This is a genomic window from Chromohalobacter canadensis (assembly GCF_034479555.1).
In the GTDB taxonomy this organism is placed as follows: domain Bacteria; phylum Pseudomonadota; class Gammaproteobacteria; order Pseudomonadales; family Halomonadaceae; genus Chromohalobacter; species Chromohalobacter canadensis.
The window spans coordinates 1,080,645-1,104,753 of record NZ_CP140151.1; the positions used below are offsets into that span (position 1 = coordinate 1,080,645).

General features: G+C 62.5%; 23 protein-coding genes and 1 tRNA gene. 20 read left to right on the forward strand and 4 right to left on the reverse strand.

The features are described 5' to 3' along the window. Positions 1-190: 190 nt before the first annotated feature. Positions 191-340, reverse strand: a complete 150-nt coding sequence (locus SR908_RS05135) for a hypothetical protein (protein WP_246919504.1) — start codon at positions 338-340, stop codon at positions 191-193. Between the two features lie 762 nt (positions 341-1,102). On the opposite strand from SR908_RS05135, the gene SR908_RS05140 reads away from it, so the two are divergent. Continuing rightward, positions 1,103-1,444: a hypothetical protein gene (locus SR908_RS05140; RefSeq protein WP_246919501.1), complete on the forward strand. Its 342-nt coding sequence runs from the start codon at positions 1,103-1,105 to the stop codon at positions 1,442-1,444. Between the two features lie 201 nt (positions 1,445-1,645). Here the strand turns inward: SR908_RS05140 and SR908_RS05145 are convergent. Next, positions 1,646-1,732: transfer RNA gene (locus tag SR908_RS05145), tRNA-Leu, on the reverse strand. A 160-nt stretch (positions 1,733-1,892) separates the two neighbouring features. Here SR908_RS05145 and queA point away from each other — a divergent pair. The 5 genes from queA to secF all read left to right on the forward strand — a co-directional run bounded on the left by queA (position 1,893) and on the right by secF (position 7,366). Continuing rightward, the gene (queA, locus tag SR908_RS05150; protein WP_246919499.1) at positions 1,893-2,963 is read left to right on the forward strand and encodes a tRNA preQ1(34) S-adenosylmethionine ribosyltransferase-isomerase QueA; all 1,071 of its coding nucleotides are present in this window, start codon (positions 1,893-1,895) and stop codon (positions 2,961-2,963) included. 10 nt (positions 2,964-2,973) lie between these two features. After that, positions 2,974-4,092 carry a tRNA guanosine(34) transglycosylase Tgt gene (gene tgt, locus SR908_RS05155; protein ID WP_246920514.1) on the forward strand — a complete coding sequence of 373 codons (1,119 nt, stop codon included), beginning with the start codon at positions 2,974-2,976 and terminating at the stop codon, positions 4,090-4,092. A gap of 69 nt (positions 4,093-4,161) precedes the next feature. Beyond that, the gene (yajC, locus tag SR908_RS05160) at positions 4,162-4,491 is read left to right on the forward strand and encodes a preprotein translocase subunit YajC (protein WP_246919496.1); all 330 of its coding nucleotides are present in this window, start codon (positions 4,162-4,164) and stop codon (positions 4,489-4,491) included. Positions 4,492-4,591: 100 nt separating this feature from the next. Next, entirely contained in the window at positions 4,592-6,442 is a 1,851-nt protein-coding gene (gene secD, locus SR908_RS05165) for a protein translocase subunit SecD (RefSeq protein WP_246919494.1), read from the forward strand. A 12-nt stretch (positions 6,443-6,454) separates the two neighbouring features. Beyond that, positions 6,455-7,366, forward strand: coding sequence for a protein translocase subunit SecF (gene secF / locus SR908_RS05170; protein ID WP_246919491.1), 912 nt, complete (start codon positions 6,455-6,457; stop codon positions 7,364-7,366). 88 nt (positions 7,367-7,454) lie between these two features. Here secF and SR908_RS05175 read toward each other — a convergent pair whose 3' ends face one another. Continuing rightward, a complete protein-coding gene (locus SR908_RS05175) occupies positions 7,455-8,873 on the reverse strand; it encodes a sigma-54 interaction domain-containing protein (RefSeq protein ID WP_246919488.1) in 1,419 nt (472 codons plus the stop codon). Positions 8,874-9,062: 189 nt separating this feature from the next. Between SR908_RS05175 and speB the strand changes: the two genes are divergently transcribed. From speB to SR908_RS05210, 7 genes are all read left to right on the forward strand, one after another. Beyond that, a complete protein-coding gene (speB, locus tag SR908_RS05180; RefSeq protein WP_246919485.1) occupies positions 9,063-10,025 on the forward strand; it encodes an agmatinase in 963 nt (320 codons plus the stop codon). Positions 10,026-10,075: 50 nt separating this feature from the next. After that, positions 10,076-11,467, forward strand: a complete 1,392-nt coding sequence (locus tag SR908_RS05185; RefSeq protein WP_246919482.1) for a YjiH family protein — start codon at positions 10,076-10,078, stop codon at positions 11,465-11,467. Positions 11,468-11,477: 10 nt separating this feature from the next. Further along, on the forward strand, positions 11,478-13,115 hold the full coding sequence (locus tag SR908_RS05190) for a 5-guanidino-2-oxopentanoate decarboxylase (protein ID WP_246919479.1): 1,638 nt from the start codon (positions 11,478-11,480) through the stop codon (positions 13,113-13,115). A 68-nt stretch (positions 13,116-13,183) separates the two neighbouring features. Beyond that, entirely contained in the window at positions 13,184-14,518 is a 1,335-nt protein-coding gene (locus tag SR908_RS05195; protein ID WP_246919476.1) for a purine-cytosine permease family protein, read from the forward strand. A 5-nt stretch (positions 14,519-14,523) separates the two neighbouring features. After that, positions 14,524-15,306, forward strand: coding sequence for a carbon-nitrogen hydrolase family protein (locus SR908_RS05200; protein WP_246920511.1), 783 nt, complete (start codon positions 14,524-14,526; stop codon positions 15,304-15,306). Then, on the forward strand, positions 15,303-16,046 hold the full coding sequence (locus tag SR908_RS05205) for an MBL fold metallo-hydrolase (protein ID WP_246919473.1): 744 nt from the start codon (positions 15,303-15,305) through the stop codon (positions 16,044-16,046). The genes SR908_RS05200 and SR908_RS05205 overlap by 4 nt, the downstream gene beginning before the upstream one ends. 10 nt (positions 16,047-16,056) lie before the next feature. After that, positions 16,057-17,505 (forward strand): aldehyde dehydrogenase family protein, encoded by a 1,449-nt coding sequence (locus SR908_RS05210; RefSeq protein ID WP_246919468.1) that lies wholly within the window; start codon positions 16,057-16,059, stop codon positions 17,503-17,505. Between the two features lie 79 nt (positions 17,506-17,584). Here SR908_RS05210 and SR908_RS05215 read toward each other — a convergent pair whose 3' ends face one another. Further along, positions 17,585-18,379, reverse strand: a complete 795-nt coding sequence (locus SR908_RS05215) for an inositol monophosphatase family protein (RefSeq protein WP_246919465.1) — start codon at positions 18,377-18,379, stop codon at positions 17,585-17,587. Positions 18,380-18,512: 133 nt separating this feature from the next. Here SR908_RS05215 and SR908_RS05220 point away from each other — a divergent pair, with 133 nt between their 5' ends. The 7 genes from SR908_RS05220 to pilW all read left to right on the forward strand — a co-directional run bounded on the left by SR908_RS05220 (position 18,513) and on the right by pilW (position 24,068). Next, positions 18,513-19,289: an RNA methyltransferase gene (locus SR908_RS05220; RefSeq protein WP_246919462.1), complete on the forward strand. Its 777-nt coding sequence runs from the start codon at positions 18,513-18,515 to the stop codon at positions 19,287-19,289. Positions 19,290-19,402: 113 nt separating this feature from the next. Beyond that, complete coding sequence (gene iscR, locus SR908_RS05225) at positions 19,403-19,885, forward strand: Fe-S cluster assembly transcriptional regulator IscR (RefSeq protein ID WP_097022249.1); 483 nt, start codon at positions 19,403-19,405, stop codon at positions 19,883-19,885. Positions 19,886-19,931: 46 nt separating this feature from the next. Beyond that, on the forward strand, positions 19,932-21,080 hold the full coding sequence (locus SR908_RS05230; protein ID WP_246919459.1) for an aminotransferase class V-fold PLP-dependent enzyme: 1,149 nt from the start codon (positions 19,932-19,934) through the stop codon (positions 21,078-21,080). Between the two features lie 47 nt (positions 21,081-21,127). Further along, on the forward strand, positions 21,128-21,454 hold the full coding sequence (locus SR908_RS05235; protein WP_075368321.1) for a HesB/IscA family protein: 327 nt from the start codon (positions 21,128-21,130) through the stop codon (positions 21,452-21,454). Between the two features lie 155 nt (positions 21,455-21,609). Beyond that, entirely contained in the window at positions 21,610-22,035 is a 426-nt protein-coding gene (ndk, locus tag SR908_RS05240; protein WP_246919456.1) for a nucleoside-diphosphate kinase, read from the forward strand. 60 nt (positions 22,036-22,095) lie between these two features. After that, entirely contained in the window at positions 22,096-23,223 is a 1,128-nt protein-coding gene (rlmN, locus tag SR908_RS05245; RefSeq protein WP_246919453.1) for a 23S rRNA (adenine(2503)-C(2))-methyltransferase RlmN, read from the forward strand. A gap of 104 nt (positions 23,224-23,327) precedes the next feature. Further along, positions 23,328-24,068 (forward strand): type IV pilus biogenesis/stability protein PilW, encoded by a 741-nt coding sequence (gene pilW / locus SR908_RS05250; protein WP_246919450.1) that lies wholly within the window; start codon positions 23,328-23,330, stop codon positions 24,066-24,068. The last annotated feature ends 41 nt before the right edge of the window (positions 24,069-24,109 follow it).

Below are 24,109 nucleotides of genomic sequence, written 5' to 3' on the forward strand. Positions count from 1 at the left end.
GCTTAAAACCCATAAGCCACGCCCTAACTTTATGCCCTCAAATGCCAACCTGCGTAAAACTTTAATTTAACAAAGAAGACACCACAACGATTGTTCCAGCCTTTTCATAAAACTATAAGCATAAAAAGAATAGCCCGCTCATTCATGCGCCACCCTGGCCCTACCTATCGATTTTTCGCATATTGAGTGGCTATTTATTATTGCCAGGCTTTTTCTTAATAGAAGAAATGATTTTCTCTTCCAACCAAATCCAGCCGATGCTTAAGACAAAGAAAAGCCCAACCAGCCAATAAGCATGATGAGTTAATTTTTTAAAGCTTTCTAATGCTAGATCGTGCATTTCCCCCTCCCCTCTACGACTACCATTTACCCACAACCTACTTGACTATTCGGTGTCCGTTCCCGTTTGCTTAAGTTCTTTGCGCTTTTCCTCTATGGTGGGGCTTATATGGCCTGCGTCTTCAATTCCTTATTGTGCATCAGCCACATCGTGTAGTGGGGAAACACCGCTAGCACCTGCTTCACCACGAGCACGCCATGCACTTCTGTTCCGTAAAATACTACTAAAATACAAACACGTACAAGCAAGGCCAGGCGACCGCCTGCCTGGAGGAAACGCTCTCGACGGCTCATCTGCGTCTGGCCAGCACCTACATCGAGTACCTGTCATGGCAGGAATGCATCCGCCGCTACGACCGGACACACACGATGTTCTACATGGACCCACCTTACTGGCAAACTGAGGGCTATGGCGTCGGATTTGGCATAGAGCAATACGAGGGAGATCCTGGGCAAGCTCAAGGTCAAGGCCATCATCAGTCTCAACAACCATCCCGACATCCGCCAGATCTTCGCCGGCTACCACATCGAAACCACTGACATCCGCTACACCGTCGGCGGCGGCAAGGGCCAAGAGGCCCGAGAGGTGCTGATCTTCAACTGGGATGTGGATGAAAAGCCAGCGGGGCTATTTTAACCAAGTAGGGGTATAGGTATGGAGATCGGAGCGTCAGTAACAGCCGTTAAGGGAGCGCTTGACCTAGCGCGTTCGGCCAAGGACGTAAACGACCGTGCTCAGCTCAATGCAGCAGTGAGTGACATAATGGACAAGCTGACCACAGCGCAGTCCGGTTTGTTCGAGATGCAGCATCAGTATCAGCAACTGATCGAGGAGAACCAGCGGCTGCAACAGGCCCTGGAGAAGGAAGCCCGGTTTGATCGGTATCGTAAGGAAGAGACACCTCAGGGTGATTGGGTTCTATCACTCAAGGAAGATTTTGTTACTCCAGACGAGCCGCCCCACTCTATATGCCCTCTTTGCAGGGAAGAAGGCCGGTATTCATTGATGTCTCGTAACAGCTCTACCTATCGATGCGGATTCTGCAAGTATGTTGCTAAGTACGCACCTAGTGGCATCAGCGATGAAGTCTTGAGGAAAGCCTAGCCTTTGCCTTTGCCAACTATCAGGCAAAAGCAAGCCATAGCTTCATGCTCCAGTGGTGCCAAAGCCTTCGCGAAGCTATGCCAAGTGCAGCGCACGGTTACACAAATTCGGCACGCGAATCTCGGTTGACACTTCGTTGACACTTGAGGAAAAGCAGGCAAAACCAAGCGGGGGAGGGGAATGCTAAGTACTTGATTTTTTTGGTGCCCGGGGTCGGACTCGAACCGACACGGTGTCGCCACCGGGGGATTTTGAATCCCCTGCGTCTACCAATTTCGCCACCCGGGCAGCGGAGACGTATTATACGGAGCAGATTGGCGACGTCAATCATTGGGCCTGACTTCGTCGCCTGTCTCGATTATCATAGGCCGCCTTCGTCGAGCGCACGCCGTGCGTGCCTCATCTTCAACTTCAGTTTTTCTGATTCCAGGTCGTTCTCTCCAACGCCATGCAGCGCGCCGATTTCCATTTCGATCTCCCCGATGAGCTGATCGCTCGTTACCCGTCCGAGACGCGCAGCGATTGCCGTCTGCTTTGCCTGGACGATGAGAGCGGCGAGGTCCAGCACCGCCGTTTCACCGATCTGCTGACGCACCTCGAGCCCGGCGATCTGCTGGTGTTCAACGACACCCGCGTGATCCCCGCGCGGCTATTCGGGCAAAAAGCCAGCGGCGGGCGCGTGGAGATGCTCCTCGAACGCCCGCTGGATGCGCACCGGGGCCTGGCGCATCTGCGCGCCAGCAAGGCGCCCAAGCCCGGCACCGAGCTGATTTTCGAAGGCGACATCCACGCGGTGGTCGAGGAGCGTCATGAGGCCTTGTTCGAGCTGCGTTTTCTGGGCGAGACGCCGATGATCGAATTGCTCGAGAATCACGGCCACATGCCGTTACCGCCTTATATCGACCGCGAGGACGAGCTCGACGATCGCGAGCGCTATCAGACCGTCTACGCCCGACGTGAGGGCGCGGTGGCGGCGCCCACCGCCGGCCTGCATTTCGACGAGGCGCTGATGGCAGCGCTGCGCGAGCGTGGTGTGGAGATGGGCTATGTCACCCTGCATGTGGGCGCGGGTACCTTCCAGCCAGTCCGTGTGGACGATATTCGCGAGCACCATATGCATAGCGAATGGCTGGAAGTCGACGAGACACTCTGTCGCCAGGTCGAGGCCACGCGGGCACGTGGCAAGCGCGTCATCGCCGTAGGCACGACCAGCGTGCGCTGCCTGGAAACCGCCAGCCAAGGCTGCGACGACGGCCGCATCGCGCCTTACCGTGGCGATACCGATATCTTCATCTATCCCGGTTACGCATGGCGCTGCGTCGATGCGCTGATCACCAACTTCCACTTGCCCGAGTCGACCCTATTGATGCTGGTCTCGGCATTCGCCGGCTATCACCAGGTGATGCATGCCTACCGCGAAGCCGTCGCCGAGCGCTACGCCTTCTTCAGTTATGGCGATGCCATGTTGCTCAGCCGGGCTGAGACGTCACACCCCTTTCCCGAGACTTCCCATGCGTAACGAAAGATTCATGCGTTTCGAGCGCCTCGCCGAAGACGGCATGGCACGACGCGGCCGTTTGAGCTTCCCTCGCGGCAGCGTAGAAACGCCTGCCTTCATGCCCGTCGGCACCTACGGTACGGTCAAGGGCATGACGCCCCAGTCGGTGAAGGACATCGGCGCCGAGATCATTCTCGGCAACACCTTTCATCTATGGCTGCGCCCTGGCACCGAAGTCATCGAGACGCACGGCGACCTGCATGACTTCGCTCAATGGGACAAGCCGATCCTCACCGACTCGGGCGGCTTCCAGGTCTTCTCGCTGGGCGACATGCGCAAGATCACCGAGGAAGGCGTGCATTTCCGCTCCCCCGTGGATGGCGCCAAGGTCTTCATGGGCCCCGAGGAATCGATGGCCGTGCAGCGCTCGCTGGGCTCGGACATCGTGATGATCTTCGATGAATGCACGCCCTACCCGGCCACCGAGGCAGAGGCCAAGCGCTCGATGGAGATGTCGCTGCGTTGGGCCGAGCGCTCGCGCATCGCGCACGGCGACTCGCCCTCGGCACTGTTCGGCATCATTCAGGGCGGCATGTATCCCGAGCTTCGCGAGCGCTCCCTGAAGGGGCTTATGGACATCGGCTTCGACGGGCTCGCCATCGGTGGTTTATCGGTGGGTGAACCCAAGGAAGAGATGCTCAAGGTACTCGACTATTTGCCAGGCTGGATGCCGGATGACAAGCCGCGCTACCTAATGGGTGTCGGCAAGCCGGAGGACCTGGTCGAAGGCGTGCGGCGCGGGGTGGATATGTTCGACTGCGTGATGCCCACGCGCAACGCGCGCAATGGCCATCTCTTCACTGCGGATGGCACCGTCAAGATTCGTAACGCCCAGCATCGCCACTCCACGCAGGCACTCGAAGCGGATTGCGATTGTCATACGTGCCAGCACTTCACGCGCAGCTATCTGCACCACCTGGACCGTTGTGGCGAAATGCTCGGCGCGATGCTCAATACCGTGCACAATCTACGCTATTACCAGCGCGTCATGGCTGGTTTGCGCACTGCCATTGAAGCGGGTACATTGACTGCCTTTGTCGAGGACTTCTACGCACGGCGCGGCATGCCGGTGCCGCCGCTGTCAGCGTGATCGAAGACCAACCGGGATACGCTCTCGGGTCCAGGTTCACCCCCAACTACCATCCGGAGATAACAATCCATGCTGGAGTTTTTCATTCCCGCAGCTCACGCGCAGGATGCTTCCCCCGCGGGCGGCGGCATTGCCCAGATCGTCATGCTAGTCGGCTTCGTGCTGATCTTCTACTTTCTGTTATGGCGCCCGCAGTCCAAGCGTGCGAAGCAGCACAAACAACTGATCAGCAACCTGGCCAAGGGCGATGAGATCGTCATCGGCGGCGGCCTGATGGGGCGTGTCACTAAAGTCGGCGACGATTTCATCAGCTTGGAAATCGCCGAAGGCACCGAGGTGAACGTTCAGAAGAACTCCGTCGCCGCGGTATTGCCCAAGGGCACCCTGAAGTCCATCTGATCTCCTATCAGGAGGCGCGAAACCGCCCCTCCTCAACGCCACCGGCCATGCTCTATGGTCGGTGGTTGTCTTCTGCGTCAGCAACAAGGACAGGGCTTCCATGCTCAACCGTTATCCCCTGTGGAAGTATCTGCTGATACTCATCGTACTTCTCGTCGGCGTCATCTACGCGTTACCCAATCTTTACCCCGCCGACCCCGCCGTTCAGATCAGCAGTACCGCCAGCGGCACCGCACTCGATCAAGAGCGTCTCGACCGCTTGACCCAAGCGCTCGAGGACGAAGGCATCGACATCAAGCAAAGCGAGCTGGACGGCAACAGTGCACTGATTCGCCTCGACGAGGCCGATCAGCAAATCGCTGCCCGTGACATACTCGACGACCGCTTGGGCGACGCCTACACCGTGGCGCTCAACCTCGCCGATTCGACACCCGACTGGTTGGCCAGCCTTTCCGCCACCCCCATGAAGCTCGGCCTCGACCTCCAGGGCGGAGTGCACTTTCTGCTGCAAGTCGACATGGACGCCGCCGTTCAGCAACGCCTGGAAGCGAATGCCAGCGCCGTCCGCGACATCCTGCGTGACGAACGGATCCGTTATCGTGATACCGAGATCGGCGACCGTACGATTACGTTCCAGTTCGCCAGTGAGGACGATCGCAACGCTGCGCGCGACTTGATCGCCGACCAGTTCCCTGACTTCGACTATGAGAACGAAGACAGCAGTAGCGGTGCGGCCCTGACAATGACCTTCACCGAACAGGCCGTACAGGCGTTGCAGGACTATGCCGTCAATCAGAACCTGACGACGATCCGCAACCGCGTCAACGAGTTGGGCGTCTCGGAGCCACTGGTGCAGCGCCAGGGCCCCAGCCGCATCGTCGTCGAGCTGCCCGGCGTGCAGGACACCGCCGCCGCCAAACGCATCGTGGGGTCTACGGCCAACCTGGAGTTCCGCCTGGAAGCCCGTCCGGACACACCCGAGCGCGAGGTCGAAACCTTCCATTTCCGCAACAACGAGAACCGCACCGCAGAGTTGATGCGTGATGTCATCGTCACCGGCGATCATGTCTCTAGCGCCAGCCGCAGCTTCGATCAAAACAACCGCCCGCAGGTCAACATCAACCTCGATGGTACCGGTGGCTCGATGATGAGCCGCGCCACGCGTTCCAATATCGGGCGCAACATGGCGGTCGTCTTCATCGAGCACAAGACTCGTACATACACGGTGATGGAAGACGGTGAAGAGGTCGAAAAGCGCGAGGCCTATACCGAGCGCGGTATCATCAGCTTGGCGACCATACAAAGCGCCTTGAGCAATCGCTTCCGCATCACCGGTCTCGACTCCTCGAGCGAGGCGGCAGACCTGGCCTTGCTGCTGCGCTCCGGCTCACTGGCAGCCCCCATCTACTTCGCCCAAGAGCGCACCATCGGGCCCAGCCTGGGCGCTCAGAACATCAACCAGGGCATTCTCTCTGTAGAACTCGGCCTGTTGCTCGTGGTGCTGTTCATGCTGGTGCGCTACAAGGCCTTCGGCGTGGTCGCCAACATCTCGCTGGGGCTAAACCTGGTGCTGCTGGTCGCCGCAATGTCGATGCTCGGCGCCACTCTGACGCTCCCTGGGATCGCCGGCATCGTGTTGACGCTGGGCATGGCGGTGGACGCCAACGTCTTGATATTCGAACGAATACGTGAAGAGATCAAAGCCAAGATGCCGGCCCAGCAAGCCATACATGCCGGCTTCGAGCGCGCCTTCACCTCGATCGTCGACGCCAACATCACGACCCTGCTGGTGGCGGTCATCCTGTTCTCGATCGGCACCGGGCCGGTCAAAGGCTTCGCCGTCACGCTGTCGCTGGGCATTCTGACCTCGATGTTTACCGCCATCCTGGTCTCACGTGCCCTTATCAACCTCACCATCGGCGGGCGCCCGCTGAAGAAAATCTGGATCTGAGGAGAGCGAGCGATGCGACAGTTAGACTTCATGGGCAAACGCCGCATAGCCTTCGCCGTTTCCGTGCTGCTCGCGGTCATTGCGATCGGTGCCCTGGCGTTCAAAGGCCTCAATCTGGGCCTGGACTTCACCGGCGGTACGCTGGTGGAAGTCCGTTATGAGCAAGCTCCAGCCCTCGACGACCTACGCAGTAAATTAGGCGACGAGGGTTTCGAGGATGCCCAGGTGCAAACCTTCGGCACCTCCAATGACATCCTCGTGCGCCTGCAGCAGACGTTCGACAACGATGTCGGACAACGCGTCGTGGATATTCTGGACAGCGAGGCGAATTCAGTAGACCTGGTCCGCGCCGAGTTCGTCGGCGCGCAGGTCGGCGATCAACTGCGCGATCAGAGCGGCATGGGCATGCTACTGGCCCTGGCGGTGGTGATGGTGTACGTGGCGTTCCGCTTCCAGTACAAGTTCGCGCTCGGCGCCCTGATCTCCCTCGGGCATGACGTGGTGATCATACTCGGCATCTTCGCGCTGTTCGGGCTGGACTTCGATTTGACGGTGCTGGCCGCCATCTTGGCGGTGATCGGTTACTCGCTCAACGACACCATCATCGTCTACGACCGAATACGCGAGAATATTCGCAAGTCGCAAATCGACGATATGGCGCAGATATTCAACGAGTCGATCAACCAGACCCTGGCGCGCACCATGGCGACGTCGGGGACCACATTGCTGGTACTTCTGGCATTGTTCTTCCTCGGCGGGGACATGATCCACAACTTCTCGATCGCCTTGATACTGGGCGTCGTCGCGGGGACTTTCTCGTCGGTATATGTGGCTGCCGCGTTGTTGCTGGCCATCAAACTGCAGCGCCAGGACCTGATTCCATCGAAGAAGGAAAACGACGACGAGGAAGAAGAACTGCCTTAGGACTCGTCGGCCTTGCCGCTCGCTCGAGACCTGATACGCCTCCCTCCGGGGAGGCGTATTGCGTTGGGGCTTGTATTGCGTTGCGAAACTAGTCGCGCGATGCGATCTTCAACCCATGGCGGCGTAGCTTGCGCACCACGCTGGGCTGACTGATACCCAGCCGTTCGGCCATGGCATAGGTGCTCGATACCCGCACCGCCAACTCACCGAGGATCTCGGCCTCGACGGCCTCCAGCGTCTCACGCAGGGAACGCCCTTCTTCCAGCGTCGCTAGAGGGCTCTCGCCACTTGCCGTTTTGCTCACGCGCGTCGGCGTCACGTCATTTTCCTCCATTGGCGCGCCGATGACGCCGCCTTCGGCGGATAACCAGGCGCGTTCGAGCCAGTTTTCCAGCTCGCGCACATTCCCCTGCCAATCGCCGCCCATCAGCTCCGGCCAGACCCTCGGGTGCAAAACCTTCTCCATGCCGTAACGCTCGTTAAGTCGAGCAAGCTGGCGCTCGGCGAGGCCGGGGATATCCTCGCGACGCTCGCGTAAGGGCGGCAACGTGACGGGAATCACATTGAGCCGATAGTAAAGATCGAGGCGGAAGCGTCCCTCCTCCACGCAGCGCGCGAGGTCCTGGTTGGTGGCAACCACCAGGCGGAAATCGACACGCCGCGAGCGCGTATCGCCCAGCCGTGTCAGGTAACCGTCCTGAATCACCTTCAACAGCTTGCTCTGCATGGCCAGGGGCAGCTCGCCGATCTCGTCGAGAAACAACGTGCCCTTGTGGGCCTGCTCCAGGAGCCCGGCCTTGCCCATCCGAGCGGCACCGCTGAACGCACCGGGTTGATAGCCGAACATCTCGGATTCGAACAGCGATTCAGGGATTGCCGCGCAATTGACGTCCACGAAGGCATCATCGCACCGCTGGCTCCAGCGATGCAGTTGGCGCGCGAAGGCGGTCTTGCCGACCCCCGATTCGCCGAGCATCAGTACCGTGGCATCGGTCGGCGCCACCCGCTTGATAAGCTGCGCCACCTCGTGCATGACCTGGCAACGCACCTCCAGCGACTCCAACTCCAACGTATCGCCCGATGCCGGGCTACCGCCCCGCTTGAGGTGCTCGTTGAAACGCCGCTGGAGAAGCGCATATTCATCTTGCAGCAGGCGCAGATCGGTCATGTCCATGGAGCGGCTGATGACGCGTACCAACTTGCCCGCCGCATAGACCGGATGCGCCTCGGCGATCACCTGCCGCCCCGTCCCGGTACGTTGCATGACCTGGGCCGGTTGGCCGGTACGTATCACCTCCATCGATACCGACGGGGACAACACGCCTCGCGCCTCCAGCTCGTGCACCGTGGTCGCGCACAACGACTCGCGACTCATGCCGTACACGGCGGCGCTGCCGGGGCTGACATCCAACACATGGCCATCGTCGGCATCGACGATGAACACATGGTCGTGCCCGGTATGCACCAGCGCCTTGAGGGTTTGGACCTCGATATCATTGTCGGGCATGCCGTCTCTCGATTCATTTTTGCATTGCAATTCAATAGTGGATCACCCATACGGTGAAAACAATGCATTTTTGAATCACCGGTAACGCTAACCCATTGATTTTTCGTTAACGAGAGTTGGCACGTTTCATGCTGAACTAGAGGGTGAGGAAAGCGCTATAACAATCCGCGTGACTGCCAGGAGAAATGCATGAGCGAGCACGACACCCCGCGTTTCAACCAACCGCTAGGTGGCAACGACATGCCACGCTTCGGCGGCCCTGCCAGCATGATGCGCCTGCCCATGCAGGCAAACGCCAAAGGGCTCGACGCCGCCTTCGTGGGCATCCCCATGGACATCGGCACTTCGAATCGGCCCGGCACACGCCTGGGGCCACGCCAGATTCGCGATGAATCGCGCATGCTGCGCCCCTACAACATGGCCACCCGCGCCGCCCCGTTCGATAGCCTGCAAGTCGCCGATATCGGTGATGTACCGATCAACACCTTCGACCTCAAGAAAAGCGTCGGCATCATCGAGAATTACTATCACGAACTGCTCTCACACGACGCCGTGCCTTTGACCCTCGGCGGTGACCATACCCTGACCTGGCCGATCCTGCGCGCCATGGCCCGCAAGCATGGCCCCGTCGGCTTGATCCATATCGACGCCCACGCCGATATCAACGAGCACATGTTCGGCGAAGAAGTGGCGCACGGCTGTCCGTTCCGCCGCGCCCAGGAGGAAGGCTTGCTGGACAGCCAGCGCGTGGTGCAGATCGGCCTGCGAGGTACCGGCTACGCCGCCGATGACTTCGACTGGTGCCGCGAGCAAGGCTTCCGTGTCGTGACCGCCGAGCAATGCTGGCACAAGTCGCTGGAACCCTTGATGGCCGAGGTGCGCGAACAGATGGGCGATGGCCCGGTGTATATCTCGTTCGACATCGATGGACTCGATCCCTCGGTGGCGCCCGGCACCGGCACCGTCGAGGCCGCTGGCCTGACCATGCCACAAGGGCTCGAGATCGTCCGCGGTGCCCAGGGCCTCAACGTGGTCGGCGGCGACCTGGTCGAGGTTGCCCCGCCCTATGACGCCAGCGGCAACACCGCGTTGATGGGCGCCACCCTGCTCTACGAAATGCTCTGCGTGCTCCCCGGCGTCAAACGCCGCTGAGCCCATGCCCCCGATACCGGGGGGCCATACAACAACAAGTGGTGACATCTATGTCTGCATCCCCCGATTCCACCGCCGCTGGCGGCGGTGACCCCGATAACACGCGGCTGATCCTGCGCGGTCTTCTCAAGTTCCTGATTCCCTCGCTGATCGGCGCCGGCATGTTCCTGGTGCCCTTCTCGACGGGGGACACCATCAATATCGGCATGGGCATGCTCGCCGACGGCCTTCAGGCCTGGCTCGGCGACGCCTTGCCCGCCATCGCCACGCTGGTGCTCTGCACTTCGGTACTGCTGACGCTTTACGTCAAGGCCGTCAAACCGAGCTGGTCCCGCGAGGGTACCCTCAACGAGCTGTTCGACGTGGCGCCGCTATGGACCCTGATGCGCGCGCTGGGGGCGCTATTCGCGCTGATGACCTATTTCCAGATCGGTCCTGAGTTCGTGACCGCCTCCTTTACCGGCGGTGTCATGCTCAACGATCTGGCCCCCGTGCTGCTGACGTTCTTCTTCTTCGCCGCCATTCTACTGCCGTTTCTGGTCGACTTCGGGTTCATGGAGTTCATCGGCAGCCTGGTACGGGTGCCATTTCGCAAGATCTTCGGGCTCCCCGGCCGCAGCGCCATCGACGCCACTGCCTCGTGGATGGGCTCCGGCACCGTGGGCGTGCTGATCACCACCCAGCAATACGAACGCGGCTTCTACAATCGCCGCGAAGCCTCGGTCATCGCGACGAACTTCTCCATCGTCTCAATTGCCTTCGCGCTGCTGGTGACCAGCTTCATCGGCATCAACCACCTCTTCATCCCCTTCTACCTCACCGTAGTGGTCGCGGGCCTGGTAGCGGCCGTGATCGTGCCCCGCCTGCCACCGCTCTCGCGTAAGCCGGACACCTACTACGAACCGGTGGGTTGCCGCCTCGTCGAGGAACATAGCGGCTCGCAGAGCCTGTTTCGTTACAGCCTGGGCATGGCCGTCGCACGTGCCGACAAGGCCCCCGGCCCGCGCCAGCTGGTGCGGCATGCCCTGCTGAACGTGGCCGATATCTTCTTCGGCCTGCTGCCGCTGGTCATCGCCATCGGTACCGTGGCCTTGATCCTGGCCGAGTTCACGCCGCTGTTCACCTGGCTGTCCTACCCCATGGTGCCGGTACTCGAGTGGATGCGCGTCCCCGAAGCGGCCGCGGCCGCCCCCGCGACTCTGGTGGGCTTCGCCGACATGTTCCTGCCCGCCGTGCTGGCCAGCGACATCGAAAGCGAGCTGACCCGCTTCGTGATCGCCTGCCTGTCGCTGACGCAGTTGATCTACATGTCGGAAATCGGCGCCTTGCTACTCAAGTCCAAGATCCCGCTCAAGCTCTGGGAGCTGGTGGTCATTTTCCTGCTGCGCACCGCCATCACCCTGCCGATCATCGTCGTGATGGGCCACTGGCTGGTCGCTTAAGGAGCGCTCCATGACACACGAGACACGCGCGTCGTCCTCCCGTCATGTCAGCTGTGCCGAGGCACTGGTCCGGCTACTGCGTGACCGCTACGCCGTGGATACCGTCTTCGGGATTCCCGGCGTGCATACCGTGCCGCTCTATCGCGGCCTGGAAGCGGGTGGCCTGCGCCATGTCACACCGCGCCACGAGCAGGGCGCGGGCTTCATGGCGGACGGCTACGCCCGCGCCAGTGGCAAGCCCGGGGTCTGCTTCATCATCACCGGGCCGGGCATGACCAATATCGCCACCGCCATGGGCCAGGCACTCGCCGACTCGGTACCCATGCTGGTGATTTCCAGCGTCAACCGTCGCGACACCCTGGGTCGCGGCCAAGGGCGCCTGCACGAGCTGCCCAGCCAGCAGAACGTGCTGGCGGGCGTCAGCCGTTTCAGCCACACCCTGCTCGACCCGAGCGCCTTGCCGGAGGTGCTCGCCCGCGCCTTCGCGGTGTTCCAGTCCGCGCGGCCCGGGCCGGTGCACATCGAGATCCCCATCGATCTCTTCGAGGCGCCTATCATCCTTCCCGAACCCACCTCCCCAGCGCGGCTATACCGTCCCGCCGCGCATCCAGAGGGCATTGCCCTGGCGGCCGAATGGCTACGTCAGGCGCAAGCGCCACTGGTGCTGCTGGGTGGGGGCTGCGCGGATGCTTCGAAGTCGGCACGAACTCTGGTCGAGCGTCTCGACGCCCCGACCGTGACCACGATCAATGCCAAGGGCGTGCTCGGTCGCGAGCATCCGCTCGACCTGGGCGCCAACGCCACCTGGCCCGAGGTACGCGCCCTGGCACGCGAGGCCGACGTCATTCTCGCCGTGGGCACGGAGCTGGGGGAAACCGATTACGACGTGGTGTTCGACGACGGCTTCACGTTGACCGGTCGCGTCATTCGCATCGACCTGGAGGCCGAGCAGCTGGTGCGCAATCAGGCGACGGCCCTGGGGCTGGTCAGCGATGCCCAGGCCGCGCTGGAGGCACTGGTCGCGCATTTCCCCGCGCCGCTCTCACGCCAGGCCGCCGCCCGCGTGCGCGCCATACACGAGGCGCTGGCCCTCCCGACACGCACCGACATGGCGCCCTTCGTGCCGCTTTACACGGCCCTCGACAAGGCACTGCCGGAAGCGATTCTCGTCGGCGACTCCACCGCCCCGGTCTATGCCGGCAACCATCTCGTCGAACGCGCGGCGCCGCGGCGCTACTTCAACGCCTCGACCGGTTACGGAACTCTGGGGTACGGCTTGCCGGCGGCGCTGGGCGCCCAGCTCGCCGCACCCGGCACCCCGGTCGTGGCCCTGGTCGGCGACGGCGGCGCGATGTTCACTCTGAGTGAGCTGGCCACGGCCGTCGACGAAGGCCTGCCGGTCGTCGTGGTGCTCTGGAACAACAGCGGCTATGAGGAAATCCGCCGCTACATGGATGCGCATGGCGTCGCTCGCGTCGGCGTCGACCCCACGCCGCCCGACTTCCAGTGCCTGGCCGACGGGTTCGGCCTCGCCTCGCATCGGGTCGAGTCGCCCATCGCGCTGGATCTCGCGCTCAGCAAGGTCTCGCGCACCTCGCCGACGTTGATCGAGATCGACGCCGAACGCTGGCAGGCGGCACTCGACTGAGGCGCCAACCGCGGCCCGAGAGCCGTCTCGGAAACAACGGTTTTCCAAAACACTACAAGGACAACACCATGGCTTTCTTCCATCGTCTGCTCGGTCAGGACACCCTCGACGACCACCAGCACAAGAGCCTCGGGGCGTTCGGAACTGTCGCCCTGTGGCTCGGCGCCAACGTCGTGGTCACCACCATCCTCACCGGCATGCTCCTGGTGCCCGACCTGCCCTTCACGACCGCCATGGGCAGCGTGCTGATCGGCTCGTTGATCGGCGCTATTCCGCTCCTGTTGGTCGGACTGATGGGCCAGCGCACCGGCCTGCCTTCCATGGCGTTGACCCGGCGCGCGTACGGTCCGCTCGGCAGCCGGCTGATCTCGCTGGTCAACATGGGCGTACTGATCGCCTGGAGCTGGATCCAGGCCCTGCTCGCGGGCATGAGTCTCGACTACGCCATCCAGGTGACCACCGGTTACTCCAACCTGCCCTTGATGACCATCCTCTGCGAGACCGTGGTGGTCCTCATCGTGCTGCGTGGCCACCTGGGCATCGAGCGGGTCGAACGCTGGGCGGCGATGGCCATGGTGGCGCTGGCCGCCGTGGTGCTCTACCAGTTGAACCTCCACTACGATGTCTCGACCCTGCTGGACATGCCGGTCGAGGCGCGTAACGGCATCACCCTGGGCATCGCCTTCGACATCGTCATCGCCACCGCCTTCTCCTGGATCTCGTCCTCGGCGGATTACAACCGCAACTGCAAGAGCGGCACCATCGCCATCTGGGGCACCTACCTTGGCTACGTAATGGCCGCCATGATCGCCATGGGGCTGGGTGCCGCCGTTTCCGGGCTGTCGGTCATGAACGGCATGGAGCAGACCTACGATCCGACCCGGCTGCTCTCCGGTTTCGGCTTCGGCCTGCCCGCGGCTCTGGTCATCTTCTTCTCCGTGATGACCACCAATGTCATGGCCGTCTACAGCGCCACCCTGTCCTGCATGAACGTGTCGCCCGGCATGGCCTTCTGGAAACCGGCGCTGATCATCGGGGTCGTGACCGTCTTCGGCGCCCTGATTCCCGGCATCCTGGACCAGTTCCAGAACTTTCTGCTATTGATAGGCGCGCTGTTTATCCCGGCCTTCTCGGTGATCATCGTCGATTACTACCTGGTCGGTCGCGAGGGCTACAGCCCCGAACTGCTCAAGGCACGTCACCAGCTGGGACGCCCCACCGCGCCGGTGGCCATCGGCGCCTACGTGATCGGCGCCGGGCTGGCCGCCTACTGGTCGCTGGTCGCGCCGCTAGCCTTCGGCGCCTCGCTGCCGGTCTTCGTCATCACCGGCGGCCTCTACTGGCTCGGCGCCATGCTGTTGACCAAGTCCCGCACGAACGCTTCACAGACCGCAGGAGAGTGACACCGATGAGACTGATGCTGGCGCAAACCGACCCCGTGTGCGGCGACGTGACCGCCAACCTGGCGTCTCTTGCGCACCAGTGCCGGCAGGCAGCGGCGGCCGGTGCGGACCTGCTGGTCCTCCCCGAGCTCGCCCTGAGCGGTTACAACATCTTCGAGCGACTGGAGGAACTCGCCGAACCGGTGGGCGGCCCGATCGCCCAGCGGGTCGCCGAGCTCGCCGCCGAGCACGAGCTGTTCCTGCTCTTCGGCCTGGCCGAGCGGCAAGCCGACGGACGCCTGACCAATTCCGCCGTGCTGATCGACGACAGGGGCGAGCGTATCGCCACCTACCACAAGCGTCAGCTGTGGGATCGCGAACATGCCTTCTTCACCGCGGGCGAGGACTGCTGCGTGGTGGAGACGCGACTCGGCCGCCTCGGGCTGATGATCTGCTATGACAACGAGTTTCCCGAGATAGCCAGGGCGCTCGCCACTCAGGGGGCTCAGGTCATCCTCTCGCCCACCGCCAACATGGTGCCCAATGCCGAACGCCAGGCGCTGCAGATCCGGGCCCGGGCTCTCGACAACCAATGCTTCGTTGCCTGCATCAACCGGGCCGGCGAGGAAGCCGAACTGCATTATTGCGGCAACAGCCTGATAGCGGGACCGGATGGCGAGGTTCTGGGGCGCCTCGGTGACGCAGCGGGCAGCCTGGTGGTCGACATCGACCTGAGCCGCATCGACGCAAGCCGCGCCCACCAGGACTATCTCCAGGACCTCAGGCCGATGCCGGAGACAATCGCATGAGCCGTTTTGCGCTTCCTCGGGGCGATGCCGCGAGCTGGTACCGCACCACGTCGCTCGATGACGGGATCACGCGGATCGACGAGCCCGCCATCAAGCCGTTCTACCGCTGCAATATCTGGCACGTGCGGGGCCGCGAGAGAGACTTGCTGGTGGACTTCGGCCTGGGTGCCGTGCCGCTGCGCCGGCAGGTCCCGCTGCTCAGCGAACGCGACCTGATCGCGGTGGCGAGCCACACCCACTTCGATCATATCGGTAGCGCGCACGAGTTCGACTGCTGCCATGTACACGCCGCCGAGGCCGATATCCTGGCCGATCCGGACAACGCGCGCACCCTGGCCGACGCCTTTCTCGACGATGCGATGTTCGATGCCCTGCCGCCGGCCCCCTTCGAGCATCACCGCTACCGTATCGCCCCGCCGACGCGTATCGCCACGCTCGAGGACGGCGAGATCATCGACCTCGGCGACCGCCGGTTCGAGGTCATCCATACGCCGGGGCACTCCCCCGGCGGCATCGCACTCTGGGAGGCCGCCAGCGGTATCCTGATCTCTGGCGATCTCATCTACGACGGGCCACTGATCGAGGATGTCTATCACAGTAGCGCCCGCGATTACGCCGCCAGCATGCGCCGTCTGCGCGAATTGCCCGCGCGCGTCGTTCACGGCGGTCATTTTCCCAGTTTTTCCGGGGCACGCCTGCACGCCATGATCGATGACTGGCTGCGCGACCACGCCCTCTGAAGGAGCCTCCATGCAAGCACTCGATCACCAATTCATCGATAACCGCTGGGTCGCGAGTCACGGCACTCGACGCCTGGCGGTAATGGACCCGTATCATGAGCGCCAGATCGCCGAGGTCACGGCCGGCGATGCCCGCGACGTCGAGGCGGCCGTCGAGGCGGCACGCCGTGCGCTGCCCGGATGGCATGCCCTGGGCGGCGAACGTCGCGGCGCCTATCTGAATGCGCTGGCCGACGCCCTGACGGCACGCCGCGAAGCCCTGATGGAGCTGTCCGCGACCAACAACGGCAAGGCGCTCGCCGAGGCCGGCATCGACCTCGACGACGCCATCGCCTGCTATCGCTACTACGCACGCCAGGCCGGCGACCTGGAAGCGCGTCAGGGACGCCGCATCACCCACGACATCGAGGGCGTCGACGCCCACTGCTACGAAGATCCCGCCGGGGTGATCGGCCTGATCACGCCGTGGAACTTCCCGCTGGTGACCAGCGCCTGGAAGATCGCGCCGGCCTTGGCGGCGGGCTGCACGGTGGTCTTCAAGCCCTCCGAGGTCACGCCGCTGCCGGAACAGGCCCTCGCCGAGATCGCCCTGGAGATCGCGTTGCCGCCAGGCGTGCTCAACCTGCTGCATGGCGATGGCGACGGCATCGGCATACCGCTGACGCATCATCGCGGCATCGACAAGTTGTCGTTCACCGGCAGCAACGCCGTGGGCGAGCGCGTCATGCAGGCCGCCGCCGAGGGGAGCCGCGGCGTGTCGCTGGAACTCGGCGGCAAGTCGCCGATCCTGGTACTCGAGGATGCCGAGGTCGAACAGGCCGCCGACTGGGTCATGGCCGGCATCTATTTCAACAGCGGGCAAATTTGCTCGGCGACCTCGCGGCTGATCGTGCACGAGACCCTGGCCGAGGCGCTTTACGAGGCGCTGACCACGCGCATCGACGCCATACGCCTGGGCGACCCGCTGGGCGAGGACACCGACATGGGCCCAATGACCAGCCAGCGTCAGCGCGATCGAGTCCGTGACTACCTGGCCGTCGCCGAGCGCGAAGGCCTGAATGTGGTGCGCGACGGGCGTCATCGCCAGTTGCCGTCACAGGGCTATTTCATCGCCCCGACGCTGTATCGCGACGTGCCCACCGAGAGCCGCCTGTGGTGCGAGGAGATTTTCGGCCCGGTGCTGTGCGCGCGCAGCGCCGCCTCCGATGACGATGCCATCGCCCTGGCCAACGACAGCGAGTTTGGCCTGGCCGCCACGGTCATCAGTGGTGACCCGCAGCGCGCCAAGCGTGTAGGCCGCGCGCTACGTGCCGGCAACATCTGGTTCAACAGCGAGCAGATCGTCATGCCCGAAGCCAGTTGGGGCGGCTTCGGGCGCAGCGGCATCGGCCGCGAGCTCGGTCCCTGGGGACTGGCCGCCTACCTCGAGGTCAAGCACCTGATTGGCCCGGCGGACTGACCGAAACGAGCTTCACAACGAAAAATACCCCGCCGAACGCGATGTCGGCGGGGTATTTCGTGCGGCCCAGTCAACGGAACTACATCCGTGGCTTGAGCTGCTGTACCAGTGTCTTGTAAAGGCGCGGCGTAGCGGCCATGAGATTCTGTTCGATACTGACCGTGGGGCTACCGTCCGGCCCCCCCAGCAGTGCGCCAGCCTCCTTGAGGAGGAGGCTGCCGACCATTTGATCCTGCTCTTCTAGTCCCAGCACGAAGGCGGCATCGGCACGGCCGGCGGCCAGCTGTGCGAGATCCAGGAGGCCGCTCCCCGTGCTGAGGAAGCTCTCGACCTGAGGCCCCAGCGCCTGGGTCAGGGTCAAGTAGACGGGCAGATGGCGTGTGCGCAGCCAGGTCTCCGGCAAGCCGACGGCGACGCGCGCGCCTTCGACGTTGATGTGGCTCGGCACGCGGATGCGGCGACCGTTGAGCTGCGCGCCACGCCCACGGCTGACGAGATACTCGTCGTCGCTGAAGGGGCAGACAATCACCGCATGTTCGGGCTTGCCTTTGACCAGACAGATAATGGAAATGGCAAAATTGGGCGATGCCACGGCCAGGTTGGAGTAGCCGTGGAACGGCTCGATACGCCAATGGAAATCGGCGCTCTCGCCTTCGCCGTCACGGTACGTCGTATACCGGCCGGAAAGGCCATGCTGGGGATAACTGCGACGAAACTGCGCGTCGATGAGCGTTTCTGCGTTACGCGCGGTATCTTCCAGCAGCTGATCGAGCTGCCGGTCGCCACGCGCAACTTCGATGCGGTCGCGAGCACGCACGAACTGCTCGGCGGCACTACGCGCGGCGCGCAGTGCGAATTGAACCATGGGATGCATGATACGGGCCTGAATCTCGGAAACTGTTAAAGAACGTCGCGCATCCTAGCAGAAGGCGCCCACAACGGGAAGTTTCGCGGCCTCAAGCCATGATAGACTCGCCGTTCGTTTCTCAGCCGCGCGCCCTAACATCATGCTCGACAAACTGCGTATCGTTCTCATCGGCACCAGCCACCCTGGCAACATCGGCGGTACCGCCCGCGCCATGCATAACATGGGCCTTGCCGATCTTGCCCTCGTCGCGCCACGCTGCGAGGTTTACGGCTCCGAATCCCATGCCCGTGCGTCAGGTGCCGATGCCCTGGTGAGTAATGCCAAGGTGTATGCCACGCTCGAAGAGGCTGTCGGAGACTGCACCTTCGTGGTCGGTGCCAGCGCCCGCGTACGCCATCTGCCCTGGCCCATGCTCACCCCGCGCGCGCTGGGCGAACGCCTCCCCGGCGAGTGCGCGCCCGAGTCCGCTCAGGCCGCGCTGGTGTTTGGGCGGGAGGACAGCGGCATGACCAACGGCGAGCTGCAGCGCTGCCATGCCCACGTACACATTCCCACCAATCCCGACTTCAGCTCGCTCAATCTGGCCGCTGCGGTCCAGGTGCTGGCCTATGAATGTCGAATAGCGGCGCTGGGTGCGGACGATGCCCCGGACACGCCGTTCGGAGTCGAATGGGACAACCCGCCCGCCAGCCATGACGACCTGGAGCGCTTCTTCGACCATCTCGAGCGGACGCTGATCGAGATCGACTTTCACGACCCCGACAACCCGCGTCAGCTGATGGCGCGTCTGCGCCGACTCTTCATGCGTAGTCACATCGACAGCATGGAAATGAACATCTTGCGCGGCATCCTCGGGGCCGTGAACAAGCAAAGCCGGGCATTGGCCCGCCGGGAGGACCACGACGGGAATGGTTGACCGCGTTACTGGGTTTTCCCATAATACGGACACGTTTCAGGCAAGCATTCCATATGAATTGCATGTCCTGCCTGGTCAATCGCTTCATCACCGACGCCCGATCACTTCGACTTATGCGCTTGACGACCAAGGGACGCTATGCCGTCACCGCGATGCTGGATTTGGCGCTGCATGCCGATGCCGGCCCCATCAGCCTCGCCGACATTTCAAAACGTCAGACGATCTCGCTGTCCTATCTGGAACAGCTGTTCGCGCGGCTCAAGCGTGCCAAACTGGTCAATAGCGTTCGTGGCCCGGGCGGCGGCTATTTACTAGCGCATGAATCCAGCGCCATTTCGGTAGCTTCGGTCATCGGCGCGGTGGATGAGTCAGTGGACGCGACGCGCTGCCAGGGGCTCTCGGACTGCCAGCAGGGCGATACCTGCCTGACGCATCATTTGTGGTGCGATCTGTCGGACAAGATTCATGGCTTCCTCGACGCCATCACGCTCGCCGAGCTGGTAGAACGCCAGGAAGTCCGCGATATCGCCGCTCGTCAGCAGCGCGTCGCGTCAGAGACGATCAGCACCGATACCATCAGCATTGCGCCGCAATGACCGTGCGGAGCATTAGGCGCCAGCGCCATCATCGATACGAGCCGTCATGACCTCACCTGTGTATCTTGACTATGCCGCCACCACCCCTGTCGACCCACGCGTCGCAGAGGTGATGGCGCGGCACCTGACACTCGATGGCGTCTACGCCAATCCCGCTTCGCGTAGCCACATGCCGGGATGGCTGGCCGAACAAGCGGTGGAAAGCGCACGCCGCCAAGTCGCCGATTTGATCGCCGCCGATCCACGAGAGATCGTCTGGACCAGCGGCGCTACCGAGGCCGATAACCTCGCGTTGATCGGCTTCATGCGCGCCAACCGGGCACGCGGCCGACACCTGATCACCTCGCGTATCGAGCATAAGGCCGTCGTCGATACCGCTCTCGCGCTCGAGGACGAAGGTTTCGACGTGACCTGGTTGACGCCCGGCGCGGATGGCCGCGTGACGCCGACACAGCTCAACGACGCCATGCGCGAGGATACCGTTCTGGTCTCGCTGATGGCCGTCAACAATGAGTTGGGCAGCATCCACGAGTTGGCGGCACTGGCCGAGGTCGTCCACGCCGCTGGCGCGGTCTTCCATGTCGATGCCGCCCAGGCCACCGGCAAGATCGCACTCGATGTCAACGCCATGGGCATCGACCTGATGTCGATGTCGGCGCACAAGACCTACGGCCCCAAGGGCGTCGGCGCGCTCTATGTACGCCGCAGCCCCGACATTCGCATCGACGCGCTGATCCATGGCGGCGGTCACGAACGCGGCATGCGCTCGGGCACGCTGCCCACGCATCAGATCGCGGGCATGGGCGAAGCCTTCGCGCTGGCGAGTGACGAGCGCGAAGCCGATCACGCCCATGGTCTGGCCATGCGTCAGCGCTTTCTCGACGGTCTCGCGGCATGCGAAGGCGTGCACTGCAATACGAAGCTCGACGTCTCGGTCCCCATGATCGCCAACCTGGCGTTCGACGACGTCGACGGTGAATCGCTACTGATGGCGCTGCGCGCGCTGGCGGTATCGACCGGTTCGGCGTGCAACTCAGCCAGTGTCGAGCCATCCTATGTATTGAAGGCCATCGGCACCGATCGCATTCGCGCCTTGGCGTCTATTCGCTTCAGCTTCGGCCGCTTCACTACCGAGGCGGACATCGACACCGCAAGCGCCGAGCTCAGACACGCACTCGGCGCCCTACGCCAATGATTCGAGGTCGCCGCACCGTGCGTCGCGACCCAAGCAAGGAGGTCAACATGGCTAACATCAGTATCAGTTCCGCTGCCGCCGATCAGATCCAGCATGTGCTCGCCGAACGCGGCAATGGCCTCGGCCTGCGCGTGGCGATCAAGCCCAGCGGCTGCTCCGGCTACAGTTACGTGCTCGACATCGCCGACGAGGTGGGCGCCAACGACGTGCCCTTCGAGGATCATGGCGTCAAGGTGCTCGTCGACAAGGAGGCCTTGACCATGCTCGACGGCACCGAGGTGGACTACGTCAACGAAGGGCTTAACCGTTATTTTCGCTTCAACAACCCCAACGCCACCGACGAATGCGGCTGCGGAGAAAGCTTTAGCGTCTAAAGGCGTCACCCGCCGGGCGTGCGCCACGTCCAGCGACACGCTACAATGGCGCGCTTTTTTCGACATCCGTCGAGTTTCATGCAACGCGTCGCCTCGAGCGGCGCGTTGGCGTATCGATCAAGACCCTCGATTTCAGTCACGGAGACATTGACCTCATGGCCAACGAACGCACCCTGTCCATCATCAAACCCGACGCCGTCGCCAAGAACGTCATTGGCGAGATCGAAAGCCGCTTCGAAAAGGCGGGCCTCAAGATCGTCGCCGCCAAGATGCTGCAGCTTTCCCAGGCGCAGGCCGAAGGCTTCTACGCTGAGCACAAGGAACGTTCCTTCTTCGGCGATCTGGTGGGCTTCATGACCTCCGGCCCGGTGGTCGTGCAGGTACTGGAAGGCGACAATGCCATCGCCACCAACCGTGACCTGATGGGCGCTACCAATCCCAAGGAAGCCGAGGCCGGCACCATCCGCGCCGACTTCGCGCAGTCCATCGACGCCAACGCCGTGCACGGTTCCGATTCGCCGGAATCCGCCGAGCGCGAGATCGCTTACTTCTTCGGCAGCGAAGAGATCTGCGCACGCTGATCGCTTCCCGCGGGGGCCTCAAGGCCCTCGCACCGCCATCCACCGAGCGTACGACCCACCATGACCCTCGATACCGTCACGCCCCGTACCAACCTTCTCGGCCTTACGCGCGAGGAGATGGAAACCTTCTTCGTCTCATTGGGCGAGAAGAAATTTCGCGCCGCCCAGGTGATGAAGTGGATTCACCACGAAGGCTGCGACGACTTCGAGTCGATGACCAATCTCTCGAAGGCGCTGCGCACGCGCCTCGAGGAAATTGCTGAAGTACGTGGTCCACGCGTGGTCTACGAAGGCGCCTCGCAAGATGGCACTCGCAAGTGGGTCCTCGAAGTGGAGGACGGCAGTTACGTGGAAACCGTGCTGATTCCCGCCGAGGGTGGCAAACGCCGCACGCTCTGCGTGTCGTCTCAGGTGGGCTGCTCGTTGGATTGCAGCTTCTGCTCCACAGGCAAGCAAGGCTTTCAGCGCAATCTCACCAGCGCCGAGGTCATCGGTCAGGTGTGGGTGGCCAGCAATAGCTTCGGCGCGCGGCGAGACACGACCAACCGCCCGGTCACCAATGTGGTGATGATGGGCATGGGCGAGCCGCTGATGAACTACAATGCCGTCGTGCCGGCCATGAAGCTCATGCTCGACGACAACGGTTACGGCCTTTCCAAGCGCCGCGTCACGCTCTCCACCTCCGGCGTGGTACCGATGATCGACAAGCTCGGCGACGAGCTCGACGTGAGTCTGGCGATTTCGCTGCATGCTGCCAACGACGAGCTGCGCAACGAACTGGTCCCGCTGAATCGCAAGTACAACATCGCCACGCTGCTCGATTCCTGCCGTCGCTATCTCGATAAATGCGATGACACGCGCATGCTGACCATCGAGTACACGCTGATGAAGGACGTCAACGATCAGCAACGCCATGCCCAGGAGCTGGCGACGCTGCTCGGGGACCTGCCGTGCAAGATCAATCTGATTCCCTTCAATCCGTTCCCGCACTCGGGCTACGAGAAGCCCTCACGCAATCAGGTCATGCGCTTTCAGCAATGGCTCGAAGAACTGGGCCATACCGCTCCTGTCCGCATGACGCGCGGCGATGATATCGATGCCGCCTGCGGCCAGCTGGTGGGACGCGTCAAGGACCGTACCAAGCGCCATGAGCGTTACATACAGTCCATTCAAATCGACGCTGATTGAGCCTCGCCTTGACTTCACTAAGGTGCAGCGCTTTGATGGGACACTTCCAGACGACGAATACCGTCTCATCGCACCGATTGACGCCATTGTTTCGAGAGGGCTCCATGACGCGCCGCCATCGTCCACCTTCGATCCGCTCGTTGAGTGCCGCGATGTCGCTCGTCTGGCTATTGAGCGGTTGTGCCGTCCAGGTCGAAAGCAACTCCCCCTACGCATCGCCGGACAACGGTCAAGCGGTGTCGGCATATACCGAGCTGGGGTTGGCCTATCTCAAACGCGATAACTTGACGCGCGCCCGCGATGCGCTGGAACACGCCTTGGAACTGGGTCCCGACGACCCACGGGCGCTGGAAAACATGGCGCTTCTCTATCAACGTCAGGACGAGCCAGCACTCGCCGAGGAATACTTCGAACGTGCGCTGGATGCCGACGGCGATTATACTCGCGCGCGCAACAACTACGCTGCATTTCTGTACGATGAGGGCAAGCTCGACGCCGCCTGTACGCAACTGCAGCAAGCAGCACAAGACACCACGTATAATAATCGCGCCCAATTGCTTGCCAATCTGGGCCGATGCCGGTTCGAGCAAGGCGATCTCGATGCCGCGCGACGTCCGCTGGAACAGGCCATCGCATCCGATTCACGCGATGCGCAAAGCCTGCTCTTGCTGGCGAGACTCGACCATACGCAGGGTCATGATGAACGTGCCTGGGAACGCTTGCAGCGTTTCTTTACCTTGGCCGAGGCGGATCCAGAAAGTCTCGAATTGGCGAGCGAGATTGCTCGCGCACGGGGCGACGAAAAAGCCGCGGCCTTTTATCATCAGCAGCATGACGATTCCTGAGGCATGATCCGACCACACGAATTCGAGAAGGATGCTCTGGT

Coding starts and splice junctions, on each gene's coding strand:
- SR908_RS05135 (WP_246919504.1), bottom strand. CDS start 340: ATGCACGATCTAGCATTAGAAAGCTTTAAAAAATTAACTCATCATGCT.
- SR908_RS05140 (WP_246919501.1), top strand. CDS start 1,103: ATGGACAAGCTGACCACAGCGCAGTCCGGTTTGTTCGAGATGCAGCAT.
- queA (WP_246919499.1), top strand. CDS start 1,893: ATGCAGCGCGCCGATTTCCATTTCGATCTCCCCGATGAGCTGATCGCT.
- tgt (WP_246920514.1), top strand. CDS start 2,974: ATGCGTTTCGAGCGCCTCGCCGAAGACGGCATGGCACGACGCGGCCGT.
- yajC (WP_246919496.1), top strand. CDS start 4,162: ATGCTGGAGTTTTTCATTCCCGCAGCTCACGCGCAGGATGCTTCCCCC.
- secD (WP_246919494.1), top strand. CDS start 4,592: ATGCTCAACCGTTATCCCCTGTGGAAGTATCTGCTGATACTCATCGTA.
- secF (WP_246919491.1), top strand. CDS start 6,455: ATGCGACAGTTAGACTTCATGGGCAAACGCCGCATAGCCTTCGCCGTT.
- SR908_RS05175 (WP_246919488.1), bottom strand. CDS start 8,873: ATGCCCGACAATGATATCGAGGTCCAAACCCTCAAGGCGCTGGTGCAT.
- speB (WP_246919485.1), top strand. CDS start 9,063: ATGAGCGAGCACGACACCCCGCGTTTCAACCAACCGCTAGGTGGCAAC.
- SR908_RS05185 (WP_246919482.1), top strand. CDS start 10,076: ATGTCTGCATCCCCCGATTCCACCGCCGCTGGCGGCGGTGACCCCGAT.
- SR908_RS05190 (WP_246919479.1), top strand. CDS start 11,478: ATGACACACGAGACACGCGCGTCGTCCTCCCGTCATGTCAGCTGTGCC.
- SR908_RS05195 (WP_246919476.1), top strand. CDS start 13,184: ATGGCTTTCTTCCATCGTCTGCTCGGTCAGGACACCCTCGACGACCAC.
- SR908_RS05200 (WP_246920511.1), top strand. CDS start 14,524: ATGAGACTGATGCTGGCGCAAACCGACCCCGTGTGCGGCGACGTGACC.
- SR908_RS05205 (WP_246919473.1), top strand. CDS start 15,303: ATGAGCCGTTTTGCGCTTCCTCGGGGCGATGCCGCGAGCTGGTACCGC.
- SR908_RS05210 (WP_246919468.1), top strand. CDS start 16,057: ATGCAAGCACTCGATCACCAATTCATCGATAACCGCTGGGTCGCGAGT.
- SR908_RS05215 (WP_246919465.1), bottom strand. CDS start 18,379: ATGCATCCCATGGTTCAATTCGCACTGCGCGCCGCGCGTAGTGCCGCC.
- SR908_RS05220 (WP_246919462.1), top strand. CDS start 18,513: ATGCTCGACAAACTGCGTATCGTTCTCATCGGCACCAGCCACCCTGGC.
- iscR (WP_097022249.1), top strand. CDS start 19,403: ATGCGCTTGACGACCAAGGGACGCTATGCCGTCACCGCGATGCTGGAT.
- SR908_RS05230 (WP_246919459.1), top strand. CDS start 19,932: ATGACCTCACCTGTGTATCTTGACTATGCCGCCACCACCCCTGTCGAC.
- SR908_RS05235 (WP_075368321.1), top strand. CDS start 21,128: ATGGCTAACATCAGTATCAGTTCCGCTGCCGCCGATCAGATCCAGCAT.
- ndk (WP_246919456.1), top strand. CDS start 21,610: ATGGCCAACGAACGCACCCTGTCCATCATCAAACCCGACGCCGTCGCC.
- rlmN (WP_246919453.1), top strand. CDS start 22,096: ATGACCCTCGATACCGTCACGCCCCGTACCAACCTTCTCGGCCTTACG.
- pilW (WP_246919450.1), top strand. CDS start 23,328: ATGACGCGCCGCCATCGTCCACCTTCGATCCGCTCGTTGAGTGCCGCG.